The sequence below is a fragment of the Arthrobacter subterraneus genome, assembly GCF_900099735.1.
Lineage (GTDB): Bacteria > Actinomycetota > Actinomycetes > Actinomycetales > Micrococcaceae > Arthrobacter_D > Arthrobacter_D subterraneus.
In genome coordinates this window covers 42,891-64,774 of sequence record NZ_FNDT01000013.1, presented here as the reverse complement: position 1 = coordinate 64,774, position 21,884 = coordinate 42,891, and the positions used below count along the sequence as shown (strand labels likewise).

General features: G+C 65.5%; 24 protein-coding genes. 20 read left to right on the top strand and 4 right to left on the bottom strand.

The genetic code is table 11. The features are described from left to right. Nucleotides 1-148 precede the first annotated feature (148 nt). The 11 genes from BLS52_RS13400 to dnaB all read left to right on the top strand — a co-directional run bounded on the left by BLS52_RS13400 (nt 149) and on the right by dnaB (nt 12,703). Nucleotides 149-1,189 (top strand): YncE family protein, encoded by a 1,041-nt coding sequence (locus tag BLS52_RS13400; RefSeq protein WP_217636760.1) that lies wholly within the window; start codon nt 149-151, stop codon nt 1,187-1,189. 131 nt (nt 1,190-1,320) lie between these two features. Next, entirely contained in the window at nt 1,321-2,268 is a 948-nt protein-coding gene (locus tag BLS52_RS13395; RefSeq protein WP_090587386.1) for an ABC transporter ATP-binding protein, read from the top strand. Nucleotides 2,269-2,270: 2 nt separating this feature from the next. Next, nucleotides 2,271-3,152, top strand: coding sequence for an ABC transporter permease (locus BLS52_RS13390; RefSeq protein WP_090587384.1), 882 nt, complete (start codon nt 2,271-2,273; stop codon nt 3,150-3,152). Between the two features lie 34 nt (nt 3,153-3,186). Next, nucleotides 3,187-4,443 carry a sensor histidine kinase gene (locus tag BLS52_RS13385; RefSeq protein ID WP_090587383.1) on the top strand — a complete coding sequence of 419 codons (1,257 nt, stop codon included), beginning with the start codon at nt 3,187-3,189 and terminating at the stop codon, nt 4,441-4,443. Continuing rightward, a complete protein-coding gene (locus tag BLS52_RS13380) occupies nt 4,440-5,123 on the top strand; it encodes a response regulator (protein WP_090587381.1) in 684 nt (227 codons plus the stop codon). The genes BLS52_RS13385 and BLS52_RS13380 overlap by 4 nt, the downstream gene beginning before the upstream one ends. Nucleotides 5,124-5,150: 27 nt before the next feature. Further along, the gene (locus BLS52_RS13375; protein ID WP_090587380.1) at nt 5,151-6,446 is read left to right on the top strand and encodes a M18 family aminopeptidase; all 1,296 of its coding nucleotides are present in this window, start codon (nt 5,151-5,153) and stop codon (nt 6,444-6,446) included. Between the two features lie 180 nt (nt 6,447-6,626). After that, the gene (rpsF, locus tag BLS52_RS13370) at nt 6,627-6,932 is read left to right on the top strand and encodes a 30S ribosomal protein S6 (RefSeq protein WP_090587378.1); all 306 of its coding nucleotides are present in this window, start codon (nt 6,627-6,629) and stop codon (nt 6,930-6,932) included. 53 nt (nt 6,933-6,985) lie between these two features. Further along, complete coding sequence (locus BLS52_RS13365) at nt 6,986-7,522, top strand: single-stranded DNA-binding protein (protein ID WP_090587376.1); 537 nt, start codon at nt 6,986-6,988, stop codon at nt 7,520-7,522. Between the two features lie 101 nt (nt 7,523-7,623). After that, complete coding sequence (gene rpsR, locus BLS52_RS13360; protein ID WP_026543915.1) at nt 7,624-7,863, top strand: 30S ribosomal protein S18; 240 nt, start codon at nt 7,624-7,626, stop codon at nt 7,861-7,863. Between the two features lie 17 nt (nt 7,864-7,880). Beyond that, nucleotides 7,881-8,330: a 50S ribosomal protein L9 gene (gene rplI, locus BLS52_RS13355; RefSeq protein WP_090587375.1), complete on the top strand. Its 450-nt coding sequence runs from the start codon at nt 7,881-7,883 to the stop codon at nt 8,328-8,330. Nucleotides 8,331-9,043: 713 nt separating this feature from the next. Continuing rightward, on the top strand, nt 9,044-12,703 hold the full coding sequence (dnaB, locus tag BLS52_RS13350) for a replicative DNA helicase (RefSeq protein ID WP_090587372.1): 3,660 nt from the start codon (nt 9,044-9,046) through the stop codon (nt 12,701-12,703). 15 nt (nt 12,704-12,718) lie between these two features. Here the strand turns inward: dnaB and BLS52_RS13345 are convergent, their stop codons facing one another. Beyond that, a complete protein-coding gene (locus BLS52_RS13345) occupies nt 12,719-13,288 on the bottom strand; it encodes an MOSC domain-containing protein (protein ID WP_090587371.1) in 570 nt (189 codons plus the stop codon). Between the two features lie 98 nt (nt 13,289-13,386). Here BLS52_RS13345 and BLS52_RS13340 point away from each other — a divergent pair, with 98 nt between their 5' ends. Continuing rightward, nucleotides 13,387-14,436 carry a CHAD domain-containing protein gene (locus BLS52_RS13340; RefSeq protein ID WP_175460171.1) on the top strand — a complete coding sequence of 350 codons (1,050 nt, stop codon included), beginning with the start codon at nt 13,387-13,389 and terminating at the stop codon, nt 14,434-14,436. Here the strand turns inward: BLS52_RS13340 and BLS52_RS13335 are convergent. Together BLS52_RS13335 and BLS52_RS13330 are read right to left on the bottom strand one after the other, a co-directional pair. Continuing rightward, nucleotides 14,415-14,702, bottom strand: a complete 288-nt coding sequence (locus BLS52_RS13335) for a MoaD/ThiS family protein (protein WP_090587367.1) — start codon at nt 14,700-14,702, stop codon at nt 14,415-14,417. The genes BLS52_RS13340 and BLS52_RS13335 overlap by 22 nt on opposite strands. Then, nucleotides 14,699-15,808 carry a WD40/YVTN/BNR-like repeat-containing protein gene (locus tag BLS52_RS13330; protein ID WP_090587366.1) on the bottom strand — a complete coding sequence of 370 codons (1,110 nt, stop codon included), beginning with the start codon at nt 15,806-15,808 and terminating at the stop codon, nt 14,699-14,701. Before BLS52_RS13330 ends, BLS52_RS13335 begins: the two co-directional genes overlap by 4 nt. 167 nt (nt 15,809-15,975) lie before the next feature. Here BLS52_RS13330 and BLS52_RS13325 point away from each other — a divergent pair, with 167 nt between their 5' ends. Both BLS52_RS13325 and BLS52_RS13320 read left to right on the top strand, forming a co-directional pair. Continuing rightward, on the top strand, nt 15,976-16,854 hold the full coding sequence (locus BLS52_RS13325; protein ID WP_090587364.1) for a DUF4031 domain-containing protein: 879 nt from the start codon (nt 15,976-15,978) through the stop codon (nt 16,852-16,854). A gap of 78 nt (nt 16,855-16,932) precedes the next feature. Then, nucleotides 16,933-17,562 (top strand): TetR/AcrR family transcriptional regulator, encoded by a 630-nt coding sequence (locus BLS52_RS13320; protein ID WP_245702866.1) that lies wholly within the window; start codon nt 16,933-16,935, stop codon nt 17,560-17,562. Nucleotides 17,563-17,566: 4 nt separating this feature from the next. Here BLS52_RS13320 and BLS52_RS13315 read toward each other — a convergent pair whose 3' ends face one another. Further along, nucleotides 17,567-17,812, bottom strand: a complete 246-nt coding sequence (locus tag BLS52_RS13315; protein ID WP_090587361.1) for a hypothetical protein — start codon at nt 17,810-17,812, stop codon at nt 17,567-17,569. 50 nt (nt 17,813-17,862) lie between these two features. Here BLS52_RS13315 and BLS52_RS13310 point away from each other — a divergent pair, with 50 nt between their 5' ends. From BLS52_RS13310 to BLS52_RS13285, 6 genes are all read left to right on the top strand, one after another. Further along, the gene (locus tag BLS52_RS13310) at nt 17,863-19,254 is read left to right on the top strand and encodes an MATE family efflux transporter (protein WP_090587359.1); all 1,392 of its coding nucleotides are present in this window, start codon (nt 17,863-17,865) and stop codon (nt 19,252-19,254) included. A 37-nt stretch (nt 19,255-19,291) separates the two neighbouring features. Further along, nucleotides 19,292-19,882 (top strand): hypothetical protein, encoded by a 591-nt coding sequence (locus BLS52_RS13305; protein WP_090587358.1) that lies wholly within the window; start codon nt 19,292-19,294, stop codon nt 19,880-19,882. A gap of 39 nt (nt 19,883-19,921) precedes the next feature. Continuing rightward, nucleotides 19,922-20,257, top strand: coding sequence for a hypothetical protein (locus BLS52_RS13300; RefSeq protein WP_090587356.1), 336 nt, complete (start codon nt 19,922-19,924; stop codon nt 20,255-20,257). Nucleotides 20,258-20,272: 15 nt separating this feature from the next. Next, entirely contained in the window at nt 20,273-20,704 is a 432-nt protein-coding gene (locus BLS52_RS13295) for a DUF1761 domain-containing protein (RefSeq protein WP_090587355.1), read from the top strand. A 102-nt stretch (nt 20,705-20,806) separates the two neighbouring features. Continuing rightward, on the top strand, nt 20,807-21,169 hold the full coding sequence (locus BLS52_RS13290; protein ID WP_090587353.1) for a helix-turn-helix transcriptional regulator: 363 nt from the start codon (nt 20,807-20,809) through the stop codon (nt 21,167-21,169). Nucleotides 21,170-21,178: 9 nt separating this feature from the next. Further along, nucleotides 21,179-21,757 carry an HhH-GPD-type base excision DNA repair protein gene (locus BLS52_RS13285; protein ID WP_090587351.1) on the top strand — a complete coding sequence of 193 codons (579 nt, stop codon included), beginning with the start codon at nt 21,179-21,181 and terminating at the stop codon, nt 21,755-21,757. The last annotated feature ends 127 nt before the right edge of the window (nt 21,758-21,884 follow it).

Below are 21,884 nucleotides of genomic sequence, written 5' to 3'. Positions count from 1 at the left end.
TGGATGCATGCTCCGCCGCGCCGCCGTCGTTTCCTTCCTACTGTTCCTGACAGCATGTACGGCGGTGCCCGGTCCTTCCCCGTCCTCTTCTTCCTCTTCGACGGCGGCCGCGCCTTCTCCGGTGCGCTCTGGGTCTCCCGCCCCTGCCGTGCCCACACCTTCCTCGGCGCCGTCGCCCTCTGCTGCGGCCTCGCCTTCTCCGCCCTCAGAGGCCCTTGTCCTGGCCACGGACGCGGTGGGGGACAGCTTGCTGGTCATCGACCCCGCTGCTGCGGGGAACCCTGTGGAGGACAGCATCCCGGTCGGGGCGGCGCCCTGGGACGTGTATGTCGTGGACGGCCGGGCCTTCGTCTCCACGGCGGAAGGTGTGGCGGTGGTGGACCTGGACGACCGCCGTCGTACCGCCCTGATTCCGTATGCCAACCCGGCGGGCGGAATCGGGTACGGCGAGTACCGGGCGGGCGGCACCGGGATCGTTGCCAGCGCCGACGGGGCCACCGTCTACGTCGCCGTGCTTCGGGCTGACGGCACGTCGGTCCTGGAGAAAATGGACGTTGCCGGGGGCCGGACGGTCGGAACCGTCGAGGTGGGGCTGCGGCCCTTCGACCTGCTGTTGTCCGCTGACGGCTCCGAGGTCTACACGATCGACCATGATTCCTTCTCGGTCCACGTGGTCAACCCCGCGACCCTCGCGGCCCGGCGGATCGAAGTGGCACCTTTCGGCACCCAGGGCGGCCTCGCCTCCTGGGAGAAGCCGCATTACGGTGCAGTGGACGACGCCGGTAACCTCCTGCTGCCCTATCAGGGACTGGCGCTCGCCGTCGTCGACCCTGTTCGGGGGACTGTGACTGTGGAGGAGATGACGGCGAACTCGCACCAGCACGGAACGGTGGTCGCCGGGGACGCTCTGCTGGTGGTGGGAACCGGAGCCTTCGGGAATGCCACCGGATCTCCGAACCTGACGGTCCGCGACCTGGGGTCAGGCGCGGAGGAGGTGGTGCCGCTGAACCGGCTGCATGAGAACGTGATCCCGTGGATTCACCCGGAGACGGGCAGGCTGTACGCCCTGCTCTCGGGCGGCTACACGCGGGACGGATTCTGGCCCGGCATCACCGTGGTGGATCTGGAGACCTTCGAGCAGCACGAACTGGAAGTCCCCGGCCGGCCGCAGTCGCTCGCCGCCACCTAGATCGGAAGGGGAGGTCATCCTTTCGACGGACCCTGGAGTGCACGAAGATCATCCCGCGGGTCGGCGCCGCGCAGCCCGGAACTCCGTAGGGTGGAAGTACTCCGCATCCCCTTTCCCCAAGGACGCCCCCCATGATTGAGGCAGTAGACCTGTCCAAACGCTATGGCGCCAAAACCGCCGTAGACGGAATCTCATTCACCGTGAAACCGGGCCGCGTCACCGGCTTCCTGGGACCCAACGGTGCGGGCAAGTCCACCACCATGCGCATGATCGTCGGCCTCGACAATCCCTCCGGCGGTGACGTGCGGGTCAACGGCAAGCATTACGCCCAGCATTCGGCCCCCCTGCGCGAGGTGGGAGCCCTTCTCGACGCGAAGGCTGTCCACACCAAACGCTCCGCGTACAACCACCTGCGCGCGATGGCCGCCACGCACGGCATCCCCAACAGCCGTGTGAGGGAAGTCATCGAGATGACGGGCCTCGGGCCGGTTGCGAAGAAGCGGGTCGGCGGTTTCTCCCTGGGCATGGGACAGCGGCTCGGCATCGCCTGCGCGCTGCTCGGTGATCCGCACACCGTCATCCTCGACGAGCCGGTCAACGGCCTCGATCCCGAAGGTGTCCAGTGGGTACGGCACCTGGCCAAGGGTCTGGCGGCTGAGGGCCGCACGGTGTTCCTCTCCTCACACCTGATGTCCGAGATGGCGCTCACCGCCGACCACCTCATCGTCATCGGGCGGGGGCGCATCATTGCCGACGCCCCCATCAGCGAGATCCTCGACGGACACGGCCAGTCCCGCACCCGCGTACGCACCGACAACCCGGCAGAGCTGGTGCGGGCGCTCGCGGCCGACGGCGTCACCAGCCAGCAGCTCGAGCCGGAACTCCTCGAGATCACGGGGGCGGATTCCCGCCGGATCGCCGAGGCGGCGCTCGCCGGACGCATCCTCGTCTACGAACTGACGCCGCTGCAGGCCTCGCTCGAGGACGCGTATATGCAGCTCACCACCGATGAGGTCGAGTACCACTCCCATACTCTTCCGCAGTCACCCGCCGGAACCGGCGCCGAGGAAGGCAGGTAGCCATGGCCCACACAGCCACCGCACCCAACCCGGAACACACAGCAGCCCGCCGCGGTGCAGCCTCCGGCCCCGGCGTGAACTTCCTGCGGGTCCTGAAGTCCGAATGGATCAAGGTCACCACCATTCCCTCCACAGTGATCATGCTGACCAGCACCGTGGTGATCATGGTGGGCCTGGCAGCGCTGTTCGCGTGGCAGACCACGGTGCTGCTCGACCTGCAGTCGAACCCCGAGATGGCTGCCCAGGTGCAGGGCGCCCCGGACGCAACGTCACTGGTTGCCACCATTCCGGGTTCCGGGCTGGTGTTCGGGCAGCTGCTGATCGGATCGCTCGCTGTGGTGCTGATCGCCTCGGAATGGGGAACCGGCATGATCCGGTCCACCATGGTTGCGGTCCCCAAACGCATCCCGGCGCTGCTGGCCAAGCAACTGGTGTTCGCGCTGATCGCCTTTGTGCTGGGGGCGGGTTCCGCGTTTGCCGGGTACTTTGTCGCCCAGCCGATTCTCGCGCCGTCCGAGCTCGCGTTCGGGCTGGACACCGACGGCGTCCTCCTGCACATCATCAACACCGGATCCGTCCTGGCCCTGGTGGCCGTCCTGGCGATGTCCATCGGCACGCTGCTGCGGAACACCGCCGGGGGTGTTGTCACGACCATCGGCCTCCTGTTTGTGGTCCCCATCCTTGTGGCGACGCTGCTCGCCGGCATTGCCGACTGGATTCCCGACGCCGCGCGCTTCCTCCCCAGCAGCGCCGGCGAACAGATGGTGGCAATCACCATCGCCGACGGCGCCCTCACACAGGGGCAGGGCGCGCTGGTGCTCACCGGCTGGGCGCTCGCCCTGCTGGTCGTATCGCTCATTGTCACCCGGAAACGGGACGTGTAACCGGATGCACCGGCACACGCCATAAGCTCACTCCATGAGTGAAAAAGCCTCAGTGAAGGAGACGGCGGAGCGAACGGCCGCCGTCTCCTTCACCGAGATCAACGCACGGCGGCTCGGCCCCGTCCGCGGATATTTCCGGTCCCATCCACACATGATGGACACCGTCGTCGTCCTGCTGTTCCTCGTGGCGAGCCTGCCCAATGTCCTCCTGCCCGTCGAGGAGGCCGCCGGCTGGCAGGGCCTGGTTCCCATCGGTATCGCCGCGCTCATCCTGTTCTTCCGGCGCCGCCGTCCACTGATCGTCCTCGCGCTGCTCTGCGTCACCGAACCGGCTGCGCTCATGATCACCGACGCGCGTTCGACGGTGGGCATTGCGATCTGGTTCGCCCTGTACGCGGTGGCCGTCGCCTTCCCGCTGCGGACCGCAATCATCGCGTTCGGCGCCGCGGTTGCCACGTCGGTGGTTCCGCTGGCCTTCATTCCCGACGCCCTGCCGGTCGAGGAGCCCTACCTGATCTGGGTCATCATGGGTTTCGCGGTCATGTGGTACGTGGTGGCCGTCGGGTTCGGCGCCACTGTCCGCCGCGAAAGACTGCACGAAAACGAGCTCCGCGAGTGGGCGGAGCGCAACGCCGAACTCGCCTCCGCCAATGAACGGAACCGCATTGCCCGCGAAATGCACGACGTCGTTGCCCACTCCCTGTCCGTGATGATCGCCCTCTCGGACGGCGCCGCAGTTGTGGTGAAGCGGGACCAGGACCGCGCACGGGAGGTGCTTGCGGAGCTATCCGCAACCGGACGGACAGCCCTCGCGGACATGCGTCGGGTTCTGGGCGTCCTGCGTGAAGGGCCTGATGCCGCCCCGCTCGCACCGCTTCCGGCCGGCGGATCCCTGACTGGCCTGCTCGAGGGATTCCGTGCCGCCGGCCTCCCTATCCGACTGCAGGTAAGCGGCCCCGGCCTGCCCGATGACGCCGCCTTCCAGGTGACCGTCTACCGGATTGTCCAGGAGTCACTGACCAACGTGCTGCGCTACGCCAAGGCCGTCACCGCAGTCGACGTGCGGATCGCCAGGACCGGGAACACCGTCACGGTCCGGGTGTCCGACGACGGCCGGGGAGCCATGGACCCCGTCCCGTCGGTCGGCTCCGGCCAGGGGATCGCCGGCATGCGGGAGCGTGCCGCCATCTACGGCGGTACGGTGAACTGCGGCCCGGGCGCGGCCGGCGGCTGGACGGTCGCGGCAGAACTGCACACCCCCGCCGAGAACCTTCAGGAGAAAACCGCGTGAGCCAACCGATCAGAGTCCTCCTGGTGGATGACCAGCCCCTGCTGCGGATGGGGTTCCGCCTCATCCTCGAGGGCGAGGAGGACATGCGGATCGTCGGGGAAGCCTCCGACGGCGCGGAAGCGGTGCGCCTGACCGAACGGCTGGAGCCCGACGTCGTCCTCATGGATGTGCGCATGCCGGTGCTGGATGGGATCGAGGCCACGCGGCGTATCACCGGATCCGGCGCCTGTGCCCGGATCATCATCCTCACGACCTTCGACCTCGATGAGTACGCGTTCGCAGGCCTCCGGGCCGGCGCCTCGGCGTTCCTGCTCAAGGACGTCGGGCCCAACGAGCTGGTCCACGCCGTCCGCGTGGTGGCCAGCGGGGACGCGGTGGTCGCGCCCCGGGTCACGCAGCGCCTGCTCGAGGAATACGTCCGCTCCCAACCCGACACGCCGAAACCTCCCCGCGACCCGCTGCTGCAGGACCTGACACCGAGGGAGCTCGAAGTGCTGGGCGCAATCGCCGAGGGGCTGTCGAACGCCGAGCTGGCACGCCGGTTCTTCCTGTCCGAGGCGACGGTGAAAACCCACGTGCGCCGGATTCTCACCAAGCTGCATCTGCGGGACAGGGTTCAGGCCGTGGTGTATGCCTACGAGACAGGCCTGGTCACCCCGAGCCAGGGCCTCGATTTCTAGACCGTGCCCGGCGGCTAGTCTTGCATCATGACTGCCGCTCACGCCCAGATCGCCGACCTCGGCGCCTACGTCAGTGCCTCGCCGTCGAGCTTCCATGCCGCCCACCAGGGAGGGGTGCGCCTGGAGGCCGCCGGGTTCACCCGGCTGCACGAGGCTGACGCCTGGGACGGCGGACCTGGCCGCTTCTACGTGATCCGCGACGGCGCCCTGATCGCGTGGATCACGCCGCCGTCCGCAACGGAAACCACGGTCTTCCACATCCTCGGCGCCCACACCGACTCGCCGTCCTTCAAACTCAAGCCCAAACCCACCATCGGCCGCCACGGCTGGCTGCAGGCCGGCGTCGAGATCTACGGCGGGCCCCTGCTGAACTCCTGGCTGGACCGTGAGCTGGCGCTCGCCGGCCGGGTGGTCACCCACGACGGCGCCGAGCACCTGGTCCATACCGGGCCGCTGCTGCGCTTCCCCCAGCTGGCCATCCACCTTGACCGGTCGGTGAATGACGGGCTGAAGCTCGACAAGCAGCAGCACATGAATCCGGTCTGGGGCCTCGGCGATCCGGCCCGGGCGGACCTCCTGCAGATCCTTGCCGTGGACGCTGACCTGGAGGCGCGGGACATCGGCGGTTTCGACGTCGTCGTTGCCGACACCCAGCAGCCCCGCGTCTTCGGTGCGGACGGGGAATTCTTCGCGTCGGGGCGGCTGGACAACCTCTCCTCAGTGCACGCCGGCCTCACGGCCCTCATTCAGGCAACCAGGAACGACGCCGGGAGCGCACCCATTGCTGTGCTGGCCGCCTTTGATCACGAGGAAGTCGGCAGCGGCTCGCGTTCGGGTGCCAGCGGACCGTTCCTCGAGGACATGCTGCACCGGATTTCCGCGGGCCTCGGAGCCGGTGAGGAGCAGCGGCGGCGGGCCTTCGCGTCGTCGTTCTGTGTTTCCGCGGATGCCGGTCACGCCGTCCATCCCAACTATGCGGAGCGTCACGACCCTGCCAACCACCCTGTTCTCGGCGGCGGTCCGCTGCTGAAAATCAACGCGAACCAGCGGTACACCACCGATGCTCCGGGTGCCGCCTACTGGGCGCGCCTGTGCAGGGACGCTGGTGCGCCGTACCAGGAGTTCGTGTCCAACAATGTGATGCCTTGCGGATCCACCATCGGTCCGCTCACCGCGACAAGGCTGGGAATCCGCACCATTGACGTCGGCGTTCCGCTGTTGTCCATGCACTCCGCACGGGAATTGTGCGGTGTGGAGGACCCCTACCAGCTCACCCGGGTGGCGCGCCGGTTCTTCTCCGTCCCTCAGGACCCGGTTTCCTAGGCCCGGAGGGTTGTCCACAGCCGGTTCGGAGACCCGTTTCCGGTCCGGTAGTATTGATGAGTCCGTGCCGGACGTGGCACCGCTGGAAGTAAGGCGGTGGCAGCCGCACGGGACAACGCAAAAGAACCTCCTGTTGCGGAAGGACCGCGACCGTTTAGCCCAGAGGAGGTGGGTTCACAAATGCGTGCATATGAACTGATGGTAATCATCGACCCCGATGTCGAGGAACGTACCGTTGAGCCAACCCTTGAGAAGTTCCTGAACGTTGTACGCAACGGTGAAGGCACTGTTGACAAGGTAGACATCTGGGGACGTCGCCGGTTGGCCTACGAAATCAAGAAGAAGTCCGAGGGCATTTACGCCGTCGTCAATTTCACCGCCACCCCGGATGTTGCTGCTGAACTTGACCGCCAGCTTGGTCTGAACGAGACCATCATGCGCACCAAGATCATCCGCCCCGAGGAGCAGAAGGTTTCCGCCGAGTAGTTTCGGCTTTCAACCAGGTCCACTCCGGTGGGCCCGTGACCGTAGGAGGCACCATGGCAGGCGAGACCACAATCACGGTCGTCGGTAATCTCACCAGCGACCCGGAACTTCGTTTCACCCCGTCAGGCTCTGCAGTGGCTAATTTCACCATTGCTTCGACGCCGCGGACCTTCGACCGTCAGTCCAACGAGTGGAAGGACGGCGAAACGCTGTTCCTCCGGGCGTCGGTCTGGCGTGAAGCGGCTGAGAACGTCGCGGAAACCCTCACCAAGGGAACCCGCGTTGTTGCACAGGGCCGCCTCAAGTCACGCTCGTATGACACCAAGGAAGGCGAGAAGCGCACCGTCATGGAGCTGGAGGTGGACGAAATTGGTCCATCCCTGCGCTACGCATCCGCCAAGGTAAGCCGCACCCAGCGCTCCGGCGGTGGCGGCTTCGGCGGCGGTGCCGGCAGCGGCTCCAACCAGGGTTGGGGCGGCGGCGGCCAGCAGAGCCAGCAGCCTGCCCAGCAGGATCCATGGGGTGCACCGGCCGGCGGAAACTCGTCGGGTTGGGGCAACGGTCCGGATTCGTCCGAACCCCCCTTCTAGGCCTTCTAGGAAGCGCCGCCGCATATGGAGGCGCTTTCACCAGATAATTCCCATCCCGCAGAACCGTTCTGCGGGCTCCACCAGACATAAGGAGCACCACGATGGCTAAGGCTGAACTTCGTAAGCCCAAACCAAAGTCCAACCCCTTGAAGGCCGCTGACGTCACCGTCATCGACTACAAGGACGTAGCACTGCTGCGTAAGTTCATTTCCGACCGCGGAAAGATCCGTGCGCGCCGTGTAACCGGTGTGACCGTGCAGGAACAGCGCAAGATCGCTCTGGCAATCAAGAACGCCCGCGAAGTTGCACTCCTGCCTTACTCCGGCGCAGGCCGCGGCTAAGGAAAGGAACACACACCATGGCAAAGCTTATTCTTACCCAGGAAGTCACCGGTCTGGGCACCGCAGGCGATGTAGTCGAGGTAAAGAACGGTTACGCACGTAACTACCTTCTGCCCCGCGGCTTCGCTCTCACCTGGACCAAGGGTGGCGAGAAGCAGGTGGAGTCCATCAAGGCTGCACGTGCCGCTCGCGAGCACGCATCCCTTGAGGACGCCCAGCGTCAGGCTGCAGCCCTGCAGGCCAAGCCGGTCAAGCTGACCGTCAAGGCCGGCGATTCAGGCCGCCTCTTCGGAACCGTAAAGGCCGACGACGTCGCAAAGGCTGTCGAGGCTGCCGGACTCGGTTCCATCGACAAGCGCAAGGTTGAACTGCCGGCACACATCAAGTCTGTCGGCAGCTACCAGGCCAACGTCCGTCTGCACGAGGACGTTGCCGCTGTCATCGACCTGGACGTCGTCGCCAGCTAGCGACGAGGGGTCCCCGGACGAGCGAAGCGAGTTCGGGGTAGTCGCGACGCGCTAGTTTTCGGTTCGGCGTAAAGGCCCTCACTCTTTAGGGAGTGGGGGCCTTTGCTTTGCCCGGCCCGGGGTAGGACTCAGCGACGTCCGGAAGGATGACCGGGTGCACGACGGTGTTGGCGTACCCGCACTGGAATGTCCTTCGAGTGGAGTATTCCCTCCTCTGTATGTCCCTGGCAGTTACATCGACGTCAGAGCATAGAGGCTCGTCGGCGCCCAAAATTCGGTGTGAGCCACACCATAATTATTTGATCGTCCGTTGTGGATAGTCGGTGCATAAACACTCTGCGGTACGGGCAATTTCCGCTTCTGTCAACACGCAAGCTGGGGATGAATGTTGGCGTAAAAATCTTTTCTTCCACAGGCTGCGCGAGGTGTTTGTGCAGGTCAGGACCGGGTTGCAAAGAATGTCGGATGTAAATCCACGCAGTTATCCCCAGTGTCCCCACACAACACGCCGGACAATTACCCACTTATTCACACCCCCTGTGGATAACTCAGTTGGCAGGTGGGCTGCCGGGCACTACCGTTGCGGGGTATCCCATACCGCAGAGACTGTCGGTGGCGGCTGGTACCTATGGTTATTCAGCTCGGATTCACCGTCCGCCTACGGGCGCCCGGTGTAGGGATTCGGGGAAGTTTCGGGAAGAAAGGCCGCACCAGTGTCTTTGGCTCATGCGGATTCATCAGAAGACACGCGTTCACCCGGATTCTCCCGGACCCCTCCCCAGGACCTCGTAGCTGAGCAATCCGTCCTTGGCGGAATGATGCTCTCGAAGGACGCCATCGCAGACTGCGTGGAAGTGCTGCGCGGAGTGGACTTCTACCGTCCGGCGCACGAGAGCATCTACGAATCGATCATCGACCTGTATGGCCGCGGCGAGCCCGCGGATGCCGTTACGGTCTCGGATGAGCTCACCAAGCGCGGGGAAATCTCCCGCATCGGCGGGCCCGCCTACCTGCACACGCTGATCCAGTCCGTGCCCACCGCCGCGAACGCGGGTTTCTACGCTGAGATTGTCCGGGAGCGCGCTGTCCTTCGCCGCCTGGTGGATGCCGGCACCAAGATTGTGCAGCTCGGATACTCCAATGACGGCGAGGTTGATGACATCGTCAACGCCGCCCAGGCTGAGGTCTACGCGGTCGCGGAACGGCGCACCGCAGAAGACTACGTCCCGTTGAAGGACATCATCGAGGGCACCGTCGATGAGATCGAATCGGCCGGACATCGCGGCGAAGGAATGACGGGAGTCCCCACGGGCTTCTATGAGTTCGATGAGCTCACACAGGGTCTGCATGGCGGGCAGATGATCGTCATTGCGGCCAGGCCGGCTATGGGCAAGGCGTTGGCTCTCGACACACCGCTCCCCACGCCCACAGGTTGGACCACCATGGAGGAAGTGTCCGTGGGCGATGAGGTGATTGCAGCTGACGGCAGCCCGACGACGGTTGTCGCTGCTACTGAAGTGATGCCTGATCGGCCATGCTTCCGGGTCACCTTTGACGACGGCTCAACCATCGTTGCCGATGCCGAACATCAGTGGCTGACCCATACGCGGGCGTCCCGCAAAGCTGCGCAGGAGATGATCGGTCGTGATGGACCGCAAAGTCTGCAACGCAGTGCCCCTGCAGTCCGGACAACGGCGGAAATTGCTGAGACCCTCCGGTGCAACACCGGCGATAAGCGGCTGAACCACTCGGTGCGCAATACCCGGCCGTTGGACCTGCCCGAGGCCAAACTTCCCATCGAGCCATACACCCTTGGTGCGTGGCTTGGTGACGGAGCGTCGGCCGCAGCGAGAATCACCACCGCTGACGAGGAGGTTCTGCTCCGCATAGGAGGGGAAGGTTACGCCACCACGCACATCGCTGGGATTACTTATTCGGTCCGTCTCCTCGAGGAATACATTTTTCGCGGAGTGTGCGTCGTGTGCGATCGCCCTTTCGAGAACAGGGTTCGGCACGTCCGCACGTGCTCGCGCACGTGCGGTGCGAGAGCGAGCGCCGTCTCCGAGCCGGTTCCCAACTCAGTCTGCCTTGACTGCGGCGTAGAGTGCAGCGGCGGATTGCGTTGTATGGCCTGCCGCAACAGCAATGGCTCATTTCAGGCTCGGTTGCGCACCCTCGGGGTGCTCGGAAACAAACACATTCCCTCCCAGTATCTGCGCGCGAGTGAATCACAGCGGCGCGCTCTTCTCGCCGGATTGCTCGATACCGACGGCACTGTTACAGCAAATGGTTGTGTCCAGTTTGCTGTCACGCATGAACGGCTTGCGCGTGACTTCCGCGAGCTTGCGTTGAGTCTCGGGTACCGCACGGGCTGGTGGGAAAAGCCCGTGAAAGGCCGCAGCGTGGCCTCATCGACCTGCTTCGTCATTACTTTCTCGACTGAAGACACGGTGTTTGGCCTTACCCGGAAGCAGATCCTCCACAAGGAGCGGGACTGCCGGTCTACTCCGAAACGGACTCAGCGGTTCATCACGTCCGTGGAGCCGATTGGGTCGGTTCCGGTCCGGTGCATACAGGTGGCCAACGCTGAACACCTGTATCTGGCAGGCAGGTCCTTCATACCAACACACAACTCGACGTTCGCCCTCGACTGGGCGCGATCGGCCGCCATCAAGCACAACATGACCACCGTTTTCTTCTCCCTGGAAATGGGCCGGAACGAAATTGCTATGCGCCTGTTGTCCGCGGAGGCCACTATCGGCCTGCAGGACCTGCGTAAGGGAACCGTCAAGGACGAGCAGTGGGGGAAGATCGCCACGACGATGGGCCGCATGAATGATGCCCCGCTCTTCATCGACGACAGCCCCAACATGTCCCTGATGGAGATCCGCGCGAAGTGCCGCCGGCTGAAGCAGCGGCACGATCTGAAGCTCGTTGTCCTTGATTACCTGCAGCTGATGTCCTCCGGAAAACGGGTGGAGTCCCGTCAGCAGGAAGTCTCGGAGTTCTCGCGGGCGCTGAAGCTGCTGGCCAAGGAGCTCAACGTCCCCGTTGTCGCCCTGTCGCAGCTCAACCGTGGGTCCGAGCAGCGCACAGACAAGCGCCCGATGGTCTCGGACCTTCGCGAATCGGGTTGTCTCACCGCCGATACCCGGGTGCTTCGCTCGGACACCGGAGCGGAAACCACCATGGGTGAGCTCTTCCGCTCTGGGGCTCGGGATGTGCCGGTCTGGTCGCTGGACGACAGCCTGCGATATGTCGAACGCCACCTGACCCACGTTTTTTCAACGGGAGTCAAAGAGGTCTATCGCCTCACTCTCGCCTCAGGAAAGACCATTCGAGCCACGTCGAACCACCCGTTCTTCACCTATGACGGGTGGCGTGCCCTCGGGCACTTGAAAGTCGGGGACCGACTTGGTGTGCCCCGACACGTCAACGGCCCGTCAGAGCGAACCCATTGGGATGACTCCCAAGTCATTCTTCTGGCCCAAAGCGTGAAGAAGTTCGTGCCGGAGGAAGTTTTTGCGCTACCTAAAGCCCAGATCTCTCTGTTCCTGAAACACCTGTGGGCAACGGATGGTTCCGTGACGGTAAACCGTGCCGGCACGGGCGGCCGCATCTACTGCGCCTCGACTTCCCGCCGCCTGGTCGACGACGTCGCGCGTCTCCTTCTCCGCTTCGGAATCAGTGCACGCGTGAAAACGGCCACCCCGAAGGCCAACTACCGCCCGGGTTACACCCTTGACGTTTCCGGCGGGGATGATCAGCGGCGATTCCTCCAGGAGATCGGTGTTCACGGTGCCCGCTCGGCAGCATGCGGGCGTCTGCTCGAGCTCATCCGTGACAAGGCGGCCAACACCAACGTCGATACCGTTCCACTCCAGGTCTGGGATGACGTGAAATCCATTCTGGCCGAGAAGGATATGACACACCGTCAGTTCCAGGCAGCTCTTGGAACCCAATACTGTGGGTCAACGCTCTACAAGGCGGCTCCCTCCCGGCAGCGGCTGGCTCGCGTTGCCGCGGTCCTGGATTCAGCGGAGCTCGACGTCATGGCCGTCAATGACCTTCTCTGGGACAGCGTTGTCAGCATCGAACCGGACGGCGAGGAAGAGGTATTCGACGCAACAGTGCTCGGAAACCACAACTTCGTCGCCAACGGAATCGCCGTACACAACTCAATCGAACAGGATGCCGATATGGTTATCCTCCTTCACCGGGATGACGTCTATGACAAGGAGTCACCGCGGGCCGGCGAGGCCGACGTCATCGTCGCGAAGCACCGTAACGGTCCCACTAAGACCCTCGTGGTCGGGTTCCAGGGCCACTACTCGCGCTTCAACAACATGGCGGCTGACACCGGCGGGTTCTAGCAGCCGGGCAACCGGTCAGGGCAGCCGGTCGGGTTTCAGCCGATGCGGCTCGCCCGCCCGCACCGGGTCAAGCTCCACCGGGCTCACCAACACACCAGGACCCCGGTGCAGAACCCCGGACGTCAGCGCCTGACACCGCACCCCACCTCGGCCGCGCATGGCCGCATGCGCTCCGGGAGCGAGCATCCGGTCCATCCACGCGCACGGATGCGCCGCCCGCCCGCCCTTCAGAGTCACCCGGCCGTCGCCGGATTCAACCGTGAACTCCTCACCGACGAGCGGCGGCAGGTGGGCACCCCGGAGGATGACATTGCGCCGGGTCAGCATTGGATCGAAAGCGGCGGCGCCAAGCTCGGCGGCTATCGCCTCCAAGGCCTCCACGGAGAACACCGTCACGGCAGCGTCCATGTGGGCCGCTTTCCCGAAGAACCTGTCCCCGACAATCCCCTTACCCGCAACCACCTCAGCCTCTGCGGCATCCACTGTCGCTACTTCCGCTGCTCCATCCCGTGCCCGGCCGAAATAGGCGTGCTGCGGGGACACGAGCAGGTGCAGGATCTCAACGTCATACCGGAACTCGGGCATGAAGCCACGCTACTCCGCCGAGCATGGAGGAAACGCCCCGTGAGGTGCGGCGCGAATTCCTGTGGTGGACACGGGCAAGGTCAGGAATGATGGTTCCCGTGAGCCCGCAGCATCCTGACGCACCAAGCAAAACCGACGACGACGGCGGGAAGAACGAACGTGAGGACGCCGCCGCTGCGCTCACCGCCGTTCTCACGAACCTTTCAGAACAGTTTGTGTCCTGGGACCAGGCAGTCCGGCGGACGCGTCCCGACGCGGTGCACCAGCTGCGGGTCACCTGCCGGTCGCTGCGGGCAGCCCTGAAGGCGGCGTCGCCCCTTCTCGATTCCGGCCGTGCCGATGAGTTGGCCCTTCGGCTCAGGAACCTGGCGCGGGTGCTCGGTGCAGCGCGCGACGCAGAGATCACCGCCGAGCTGCTGCCTGCCCGGGTCGAAACGCTCGGGCAGCCCATTGACGGTGAAACCGTGGAACTGCTGCAACGCAGGGCGGATGACGAGGCGACCACCGCGGCCGCCCGTGCAAAGCAACACCTGAAGACGAAGGAACACCTGAAGCTGGTCACGGATGTCCAGGCCTTTGCCCGGCAGCCGCCCTTCACCGAAAAGGTAGAGGGCAAGTCTTCCCGCTGGCTTGCCAATCGAACGGTCAAGCGCAGCCTCCGCAAGGCCGCACGCGTCGCCGTCGACGCCCCGACCGCCGACGTTCCAAAAGAGCATGCCCCGACCGTTGACGCTCCAACCGGGGTCGCCTCAACCGAGGCCGCCTCGACCGCCGGCGCCGATAACCGGGACAGGGGAGAAGCGATCCTCGAGCATGCCCACGAGGTGCGCAAGGCCGTCAAACAGGTGCGCTATGTGCGTTCGGCGCTGAAGGCAGCCGGTGTGCGCCCGGGTAAGAAGCGTCGCAGGGCCGCCGCGGAGGCCAAGCGATACCAACAGGAGCTCGGGGAGGTCATGGACGCCGTCGTCCTGCGTACATGGCTGGCCCGCGCCGCCCAGGACCTCTCGGGCACCGCGCACGGCTACTCCATCGGGCTCCTGCTCGGCGCGGAAACCGTCCGGGTCAACGAGGGCATTGGACGGTGTGAACAGCTGATCGAGGAGCTTCCGCACCGGTTGCGGGGAAATCAGCCGCCCGCTACGGACTGAATGATCATCACCTCGGAGCCCGGCGATACCGGCGTGGCAAGGCCGTCCGCCCGGCGCACGTCCTCACCGTCCACATAGACATTCACGTAGCGTCGCAGTGCCCCGGTCTCGTCCCGGATCCGGCGCGCGAAGATGGGCCGCCCGTCCGCCACCGTATCCAGGACCGCGGAGACCGGCGCGGGAGCTTCCAGCGGAACCTCTACGGCGGAGCGGTCCCCGACCAGCGGCCGCAGCAGGGTCGGAATGAGAACGGTGACGGGACTCATGGCGAGGCAACGGGCGCTGCAGTACCGACGACGACGGCGGCACGCACGCAGAGCACGTCCGGAAGGTGCGATGCCACTTCAGTGAAGTTTTCACCCTCGTCGGCGCTGGCATAGACGGAACCACCCCGGGTCCCGAAATAGACGCCCACCGGATCAGCGGTGTCCACACCGGCGGCATCGCGCAGTACGGCGTTGTATTCGGTGGGCGGCAGTCCCTTGTCCAGCCGTGTCCAGGTGGCACCGGCGTCGTCGGTGCGGTGGACTGCCAGCCGGGCATCCGGCGGGATCCGCTCGCCGTCCGCCTTCAGGGGGACAACCCAGGCGGTTCCGCTGCGGCGGGGATGCGAGAGCATCACAAAACCAAAGTCCGCCGGCAACCCGTCGGCGATTGATTCCCAGGTCTCGGCGCCGTCATCGGACCGGTAGACGCCGTGGTGGTTCTGCGCGTAGAGGCGCTGGGGGTTCACGGAGTCGCGGGCGATCTTGTGGACGCACTGGCCAAACTCGGGGTTCGGGTCCGGCATGAAATAGGCGGAGATTCCCTTGTTCCTTGGCTCCCAGGATTGCCCGCCATCCGTGGAGCGGTAGACGCCGCCGGTGCTCATGGCAACGTGGACGGTGTCATCGGCAGGGCTGGGAAGCACGCTGTGCGCAGCTGCCCCGCCGAAGCCTGCGCCCCACTCGGAGCGGTGCGGGTGATCCCACAGGCCGCGGTTGAGTTCGAAGTGCTCGCCGCCGTCGGTCGATTTCCAGACCGAGATCGGCTCACAGCCCGCCCACACCACTCCCGGGCGTTCCTCGGAATCCGGCTGCAGCTGCCAGATCCTGCCCAGTGCGGTCTCGTCGGATTCCGCGAACTTGATGGCGCCCTGCTCGGGTTCGGACCAGGTGGCGCCCAGATCGTCGGAGTAGACGACGGTGGGGCCCCAGTGCCAATCCATCATGCCCACGAGGATGCGGGTCCGCCCGCCGCGGGTATCGATCCCCACGCTCGGGATCTCCGTCATGAGGTGGTGGGGCTGCGACAGTGACCAGTTGTGCCGGTCCGTGCTGGTTGCGAGCCACAGGCCCTTCTTGGTTCCAATGGCGAGGAGGGTGGTTTCCATGGGTGCTCGATTCTTCGAAGCGGAATACGCGGGCCGCCCTGGACACACCAACATCAGGCGCACCGCATGTAGACACTGTAAACAATGGCACAGCGGCCGGAGGCTGTACAGGGGTTTTGTGGAAGGCCTTTCCAGGCGGGAAACGCCGGGCCAGTACGCTTGCTTTCATGGCCGTGTACATCGACCCGCCGCTCTGGCCCGCGCATGGCACGGTCTTCTCCCACCTGATTTCGGACACCTCCCTGACCGAGCTCCATGCCTTCGCGGCCGGGGCCGGCATCACCGAACGCGCGTTCGACGTTGACCACTACGACGTTCCCGCGCGGCGGTACCACGAGCTGGTCCGGCTAGGAGCCCGGGAGGTCGACTGCGGCACGCTCGTCCGCCTGCTCATCGCCAGCGGGCTGCGGGTACCCGCGAAGCGGAGGCCGGAGCGAATCCGGAAGTCCCTGCTGCAGCGCTGGAAAAATACTCTCCCCCACGCCCCCGGGCTCGGCCGCGACCTGCTCGACCGGTGGTCCGAGCCGCACCGCCGCTATCACACCGCAGAACACCTGCTGGAGGTGCTGGAGGCGCTGGACCTCCTGTTCACTGAAAATGACGACGCCGGAACCTGCCAGTACGTCAGCCTCGCCGCCTGGTTCCACGATGCGGTCTATGCCGGCCGGGCCGGCGAGGACGAGGAAGCCTCGGCTGCACTCGCCGAATCCGCGCTCACGCCCTTTCTTGACCACCCAGCTGAAGTCCGGCGCCTGGTGCTGCTGACCGCATCGCATACCCCCGGCCGGGGTGACCGGGCGGGGGAGTTGCTGTGCGACGCGGACCTGGCCGTACTGGGCCGCCCGCCCGGTGCGTACCGGCGGTACGTTGCGGCTGTGCGGGAGGAGTACGCCCACGTATCGGACGCCGACTTCGCCCGGGGCAGGTCCGCCGTCGTCGAGCGCTTGCTGAACCTGGACCCGCTCTACCGCACAGCCGAGGGCAGGAGTCTGTGGGCGGCCACCGCTCAACAGAACCTTGAAGGTGAGCTGGCCTCGCTGCGCTGAATTCCGTAGGGCCACAGAGGCACCGGTGGCACACTTGTTTACAGTGTTCACATAAGTCTGGTCGGTAAGGAGGCTCTGGTGGCGCACCGCAAGCGCAGCACCTACCGCCACGGCGACCTCCGGCGGGCCCTCGTGTCCGCTGGAACCGACCTTGCCCGCGAAGGCGGTCCCTCCGCCGTCGTGCTTCGCGAAGTCACCCGCCGGGCCGGCGTGACACCGAACGCCGCCTACCGGCACTTCGAGGACAAGAAGGCGCTGCTGCACGCGGTGTCGCTGGCGGCGCAGGCCGAGCTGGCCCGTTCAATCGAGGCAGAGCAGGCAGCCATTCCTCCCCATGACGACGCCGGCTCGGTTGCCAGGGCGCGCCTGCGCGCGGTCGGCGCCGGTTACCTGCGCTTCGCGCAGACCCAGCCAGGCCTGTTCCGCACCGCGTTCGTGGGACATACGGATCTTCGTGATGCGGCCACCGCCGAATCCGCAGGCCAGAGCGGCCTGACTCCGTTCCAGCTGTTGTCTGCGGCATTGGACGGGCTGGTTGAGTCCGGTGTCCTTCCCGCGGAGCGGCGTCCGGGAGCGGAGTTTCTCGCGTGGTCGTCGGTGCATGGGCTGGCGATGCTGGAGATCGACGGACCGCTGCGGAGCCTGGACAGTCAGCAGCGGGCCTTTGCGGCCGGGCGGCTGCTGGAGATGGTCGAGAAGGGACTGTGACTTTTCAGTCCTCGCGTTGCCCTGCACCGCGAACCCGGGCACGGTGGCGCAACACCTGGCCCCGCGCGAAGAGAGCGATGGCTGCCAAAATCAGCACAGCACCGATGGCGAGCAGTACACCGGAGCCAGGAGGGACGGCCGCACCGCGTGCTGCTGCACCCGCGAAATCGGAGATCCCCTGCGGGATGAAGAGGGTGCTGAGGAACATCAGGATACCGCCGGCGATGAAATGCTTTACCTCAGTTTTCATGGACGTCCCTCTGTAGCGAAAGCGAGTATCAAGCCTAGCAATTCGTTGGGATGGACAGCGCCTCCGGATCGTCAGCGGCGGCGTCTAAGCTGGGTCCCGTGACCACCACCGTTCCTGACCGGCGGCAGCTCGGGCGCTCCATTCTCCGGCTTGCCGTGCCGGCCTTCGGCGCGCTGATCGCCGAGCCGCTGTTCCTCCTGGCGGATTCGGCAATTGTCGGCCATCTCGGCGTCAATGAACTCGCCGGCCTGGGCCTGGCATCCACGGTGCTTCAGACCGCCGTCGGACTGATGGTTTTCCTTGCCTATTCCACTACGCCGGCGGTTGCCCGCTTCCTCGGCGCCGGGCGCCTGCAGGATGCGCTGGCAGCGGGGCGCGACGGCGTGGGGCTGGCTCTGCTGCTCGGGGTTGTGCTGTCGGTGGCCGGCTGGATCTTCGCGCCGGCGCTGGCGGCCGGGATGGGTGCGGAGGGTCAGGTACATCAGTTCGCCGTTGACTACCTCCGGTTCTCCATGCCGGGGCTCACGGCCATGCTCGTTGTCCTCGCGGCAACCGGCGTGCTGCGGGGGCTGCAGGACACCCGCACACCCTTGGTGGTGGCGGCGGCCGGCTTCGGAGCCAACATTGTCCTCAACTATCTGCTCGTGTACGGCGCCGGCCTTTCGGTGGCCGGGTCCGCGCTGGGAACCAGCATTGCGCAGTGGGGAATGGCTGCTGTCTACCTGGCCATCATCTACCGTTCCTCACGCAGCAACGCGGTGGCCCTCCGCCCCACCTGGCGGGGAATCCGCGCAACAGCGCGCGTAGGCTCCTGGCTGATGCTGCGGACCGCCAGCCTCCGCTTCGCGATCCTCGCGACGGTACTGGTCGCGACCTCGCAGGGGGCGGTGTCCCTCGCAGCCCACCAGCTGGTGATGACCGTCTTCACCTTCCTCGCCTTTGCGCTGGACGCGCTGGCCATCGCCGCGCAGGCCCTCATCGGCAAGGAGCTCGGGGCGGGAAACCGGGCGCTCGCGCATGCGCTGACCCGCACCATGATCCGCTGGGGCGTAGCCTTCGGAGTGCTCACCGGCGTCCTGTTGGCGGCCGCCGCGCCGTTCCTCGACTGGATCTTCACCTCGGATCAGGCGGTGCAGGCCGCGTTCACCGCCGGTCTCTGGGTGCTCGCCGCCGCGCAGCCGGTCTGCGGTTACGTGTTTGTGCTCGACGGCGTTCTCATCGGCGCGGGCGACGCGCGGTATCTGGCGATTGCCGGCGTCGTCAACCTTGTTCTCTATCTTCCGCTGCTGGTCCTGGTGTCCACCGCCGGCCTGACCGGGCTGGCGGGCATCGTCTGGCTGTGGGCGGCGTTCGGCGGCGGATACATGGCGGCACGCGGGCTGACCCTCGGCTGGAGGGTCCGGAATGATCGCTGGATGGTGACCGGTGTGGCAGCGGACTAAACTTGCACCGTCCACCAGGCCAATAGAAAGGCAAACCATGGGCGCCGAAGCGGCAGGAACGCCTGCGTTGCCCGGGCTCTGGCGCGCGTTTTTCCTGCATGCCGCCGTGGCCGGCTGTTTTGGGTTGCTGACCGTCTTCTGGCCGGAGCCTTCGGTCCATGTGATGTCTGTCGCCGGCGGGTTGTACTTTCTGGGACTCGCTGCAGCGGTGCATCTCACGGAGCAGAGCCTGCGCAGCCAGGACGCAGTGCCCGCCTGGCTGACACGCACAGCGCCTGTATTCCTGGCGATCGTCGGGCTGCTGAACCTGTGGATCCATACCGACGGTGTGTTCGCGCAGACCGGTGCGCTGGCGCTGGTCCTGATGGGCGTGGTGTACCTGCTTGTCTGGGCCCGCAACCGCGGCGCGCATGTCGCAGCGCGGGACTTCCTCCTGACCGGGAGCGTAGCCGCGTTGACCGGTGTCCTGTTGCCGCTCTTCCAGGATCTTGGAGCGCACGCCCTGCTGGGTGTGGCCGGGGGCGGCGCGGTGATCACCGCCGTCGTACTTGCGCTCGCGGCGCTCAGTTACCGCCATGATGCGGTCGCCACGCACGGTCCGGCCGCCCGTACCAAACCCGTAAACTAGGTTTCTACTATCCGTAGAAAAAATTGAGGAGAAGGAACCGTGTCCAGTCAGGTCAAGGGCGTGAAGGGTCCCCTCATCTTCTCTGCCGTTCTTGCGGCGATTGCCGGTGCCGCAACCATGGTTTTCGCCACGGGGGGCGGCACCCGTGAGCTCCGGATCGACCTCGGACTCACCGCTGCAGGCATCGCTTTCATTGCCTCGCTGGTGATCAGCGCTCTGCTGCTGATGACCGAGAAACCCAACGCCGAACACCTCGGGAAGGGAACCGGCGTCAACCGCTCGTCGGCGAAGATGAAGCGCGGCGCGGCAAACCTGGATGAGCACGGCAACCCCCGCGGCACCGGCCAGGGGACTCCCAGCGAAGACCCCCGCTAAGAGAAGGAGAGCGCCATGGCTGTACCTGAAATCAATGTGCTTGCCGTCATCATCGCCACACTCTCCACCATGCTGGTCGGCACCGTCTGGTACACGCCCCGGGTATTCGGGAACTACTGGATGCGCACCGCGAAGGTGAACCCCAGCGGCGAGGCGAAGGACGCGCTCAAGCCGATCCTCATCACCCTGGTGGTCAGCTTCATCAGCGCCTGGGTGCTGGCGGGAAGCGCCGCGATCGCCCAGGAATTCTACGGCGGCAACTTCCTGGTCAACACCCTCGTCACGGCCGTCATCCTGTGGGCGGGGTTCACGGCCTCCCGGTTTGTCACCCATGACGCATTTGAGGGCCGGCCTGCCGGGCTCACCGTACTCAACAGCGCCCACGAGCTTGTCACCTTTGTTGTCATGGCACTCGTCATCGGTCTCTTCGGCATCAGCGGCGCATAGGCCGCGGCATATTCCGCCGAATCCGGCGCCCTGTGCGGCAGGAGTAGCGTAGGAAGCGGGGCCACCACACAGGTGGGAGACGACAGAAAGCAAGGGGGCGCCATGTCGGTGGATGCAACAGGCTCATCGGCCGCGGACGGCGCTGCCGGCCGCCCCTCGTGGACCATTCTGACCAATCATGGGCACGTGCTGCTGGCAGTGGCCGCGGATCCCAACCTTCTCGTGGAAGAAATTGCGCAGCGTGTAGGCATCACGCGGCGGGCCACGCTCCATATCCTGAAGGACCTTGAGCAAGCCGGTTATATCCACCGCTTCAAGGATGGACGCAGGAACCGGTATGTGGTGGAGGGGAACCGGCCCTTCAGGCACCCTGCCGAATCACACCACGACGTCGGTTCCCTCCTGAAGATCTTCATTGACGAGGACCGGGAGGCCGGCGGTCCGGACACCGCCGCCGGTCGCTAGCATGGACCCATGGCGCCCAACGTAAACATCACCGGCGACAGCGAGGCCGATCAGCTGCTGTCCACGAACCCCCTCGCTCTCCTGATAGGCATGCTGCTTGACCAGCAGGTTGCCATGGAAACGGCTTTTGCCGGACCGGCCAAAATCAGGGAGCGCCTGGGCAGCCTTGACGCTGGCGCCATCGCAGACCACGACGCCGACAGCTTCGTGGAGCTGTGCCGCACCCCTCCGGCGGTGCACCGCTATCCCGGGAACATGGCCGGGCGCACACAGGCGCTGTGCCGCACCGTGGTGGACGAGTGGGACGGCGATGCCTCAGCCATCTGGACACGGGACAGCCCTGATGGCCCTGAGGTGCTTCGACGCCTGAAGGCTCTTCCAGGCTTCGGCGAGCAGAAGGCCAAAATCTTCCTTGCTCTCCTCGGCAAGCGGTACGGCTTCAGCGGACCGGGCTGGCGCGAATCCGCCGGGTCCTACGGGGAGGAAGGCAGTTACCGGTCCGTCGCGGACATCGTTGACCCGGAGTCCCTCGCGAAGGTGCGGGACACCAAGCGTGCAGCGAAGGCCGCCGCGAAGCAGAAGGCCTGAACCCCCCGCGGCCTCGACCGGGCGTCTGCAACGGCGCCCGCCGTAGGGATCCCGCAGCAGCTGGGATGTAATGAGCATAAGCCGTGTTGACCTATAACGAACCCAGGGTCTAACGTCATGACCATAG

Bases quoted from the DNA above. Each gene is read 5' to 3' on its own strand.
- BLS52_RS13325 (WP_090587364.1), top strand. From the start codon at position 15,976: ATGGCCGTGTACATCGACCCGCCGCTCTGGCCCGCGCATGGCACGGTC.
- rplI (WP_090587375.1), top strand. From the start codon at position 7,881: ATGGCAAAGCTTATTCTTACCCAGGAAGTCACCGGTCTGGGCACCGCA.
- BLS52_RS13315 (WP_090587361.1), bottom strand. From the start codon at position 17,812: ATGAAAACTGAGGTAAAGCATTTCATCGCCGGCGGTATCCTGATGTTC.
- BLS52_RS13295 (WP_090587355.1), top strand. From the start codon at position 20,273: ATGGCTGTACCTGAAATCAATGTGCTTGCCGTCATCATCGCCACACTC.
- BLS52_RS13330 (WP_090587366.1), bottom strand. From the start codon at position 15,808: ATGGAAACCACCCTCCTCGCCATTGGAACCAAGAAGGGCCTGTGGCTC.
- BLS52_RS13345 (WP_090587371.1), bottom strand. From the start codon at position 13,288: ATGCCCGAGTTCCGGTATGACGTTGAGATCCTGCACCTGCTCGTGTCC.
- BLS52_RS13385 (WP_090587383.1), top strand. From the start codon at position 3,187: ATGAGTGAAAAAGCCTCAGTGAAGGAGACGGCGGAGCGAACGGCCGCC.
- BLS52_RS13335 (WP_090587367.1), bottom strand. From the start codon at position 14,702: ATGAGTCCCGTCACCGTTCTCATTCCGACCCTGCTGCGGCCGCTGGTC.
- BLS52_RS13310 (WP_090587359.1), top strand. From the start codon at position 17,863: ATGGACAGCGCCTCCGGATCGTCAGCGGCGGCGTCTAAGCTGGGTCCC.
- BLS52_RS13375 (WP_090587380.1), top strand. From the start codon at position 5,151: ATGACTGCCGCTCACGCCCAGATCGCCGACCTCGGCGCCTACGTCAGT.
- BLS52_RS13390 (WP_090587384.1), top strand. From the start codon at position 2,271: ATGGCCCACACAGCCACCGCACCCAACCCGGAACACACAGCAGCCCGC.
- rpsR (WP_026543915.1), top strand. From the start codon at position 7,624: ATGGCTAAGGCTGAACTTCGTAAGCCCAAACCAAAGTCCAACCCCTTG.
- rpsF (WP_090587378.1), top strand. From the start codon at position 6,627: ATGCGTGCATATGAACTGATGGTAATCATCGACCCCGATGTCGAGGAA.
- BLS52_RS13395 (WP_090587386.1), top strand. From the start codon at position 1,321: ATGATTGAGGCAGTAGACCTGTCCAAACGCTATGGCGCCAAAACCGCC.
- BLS52_RS13365 (WP_090587376.1), top strand. From the start codon at position 6,986: ATGGCAGGCGAGACCACAATCACGGTCGTCGGTAATCTCACCAGCGAC.
- BLS52_RS13285 (WP_090587351.1), top strand. From the start codon at position 21,179: ATGGCGCCCAACGTAAACATCACCGGCGACAGCGAGGCCGATCAGCTG.
- BLS52_RS13290 (WP_090587353.1), top strand. From the start codon at position 20,807: ATGTCGGTGGATGCAACAGGCTCATCGGCCGCGGACGGCGCTGCCGGC.
- BLS52_RS13305 (WP_090587358.1), top strand. From the start codon at position 19,292: ATGGGCGCCGAAGCGGCAGGAACGCCTGCGTTGCCCGGGCTCTGGCGC.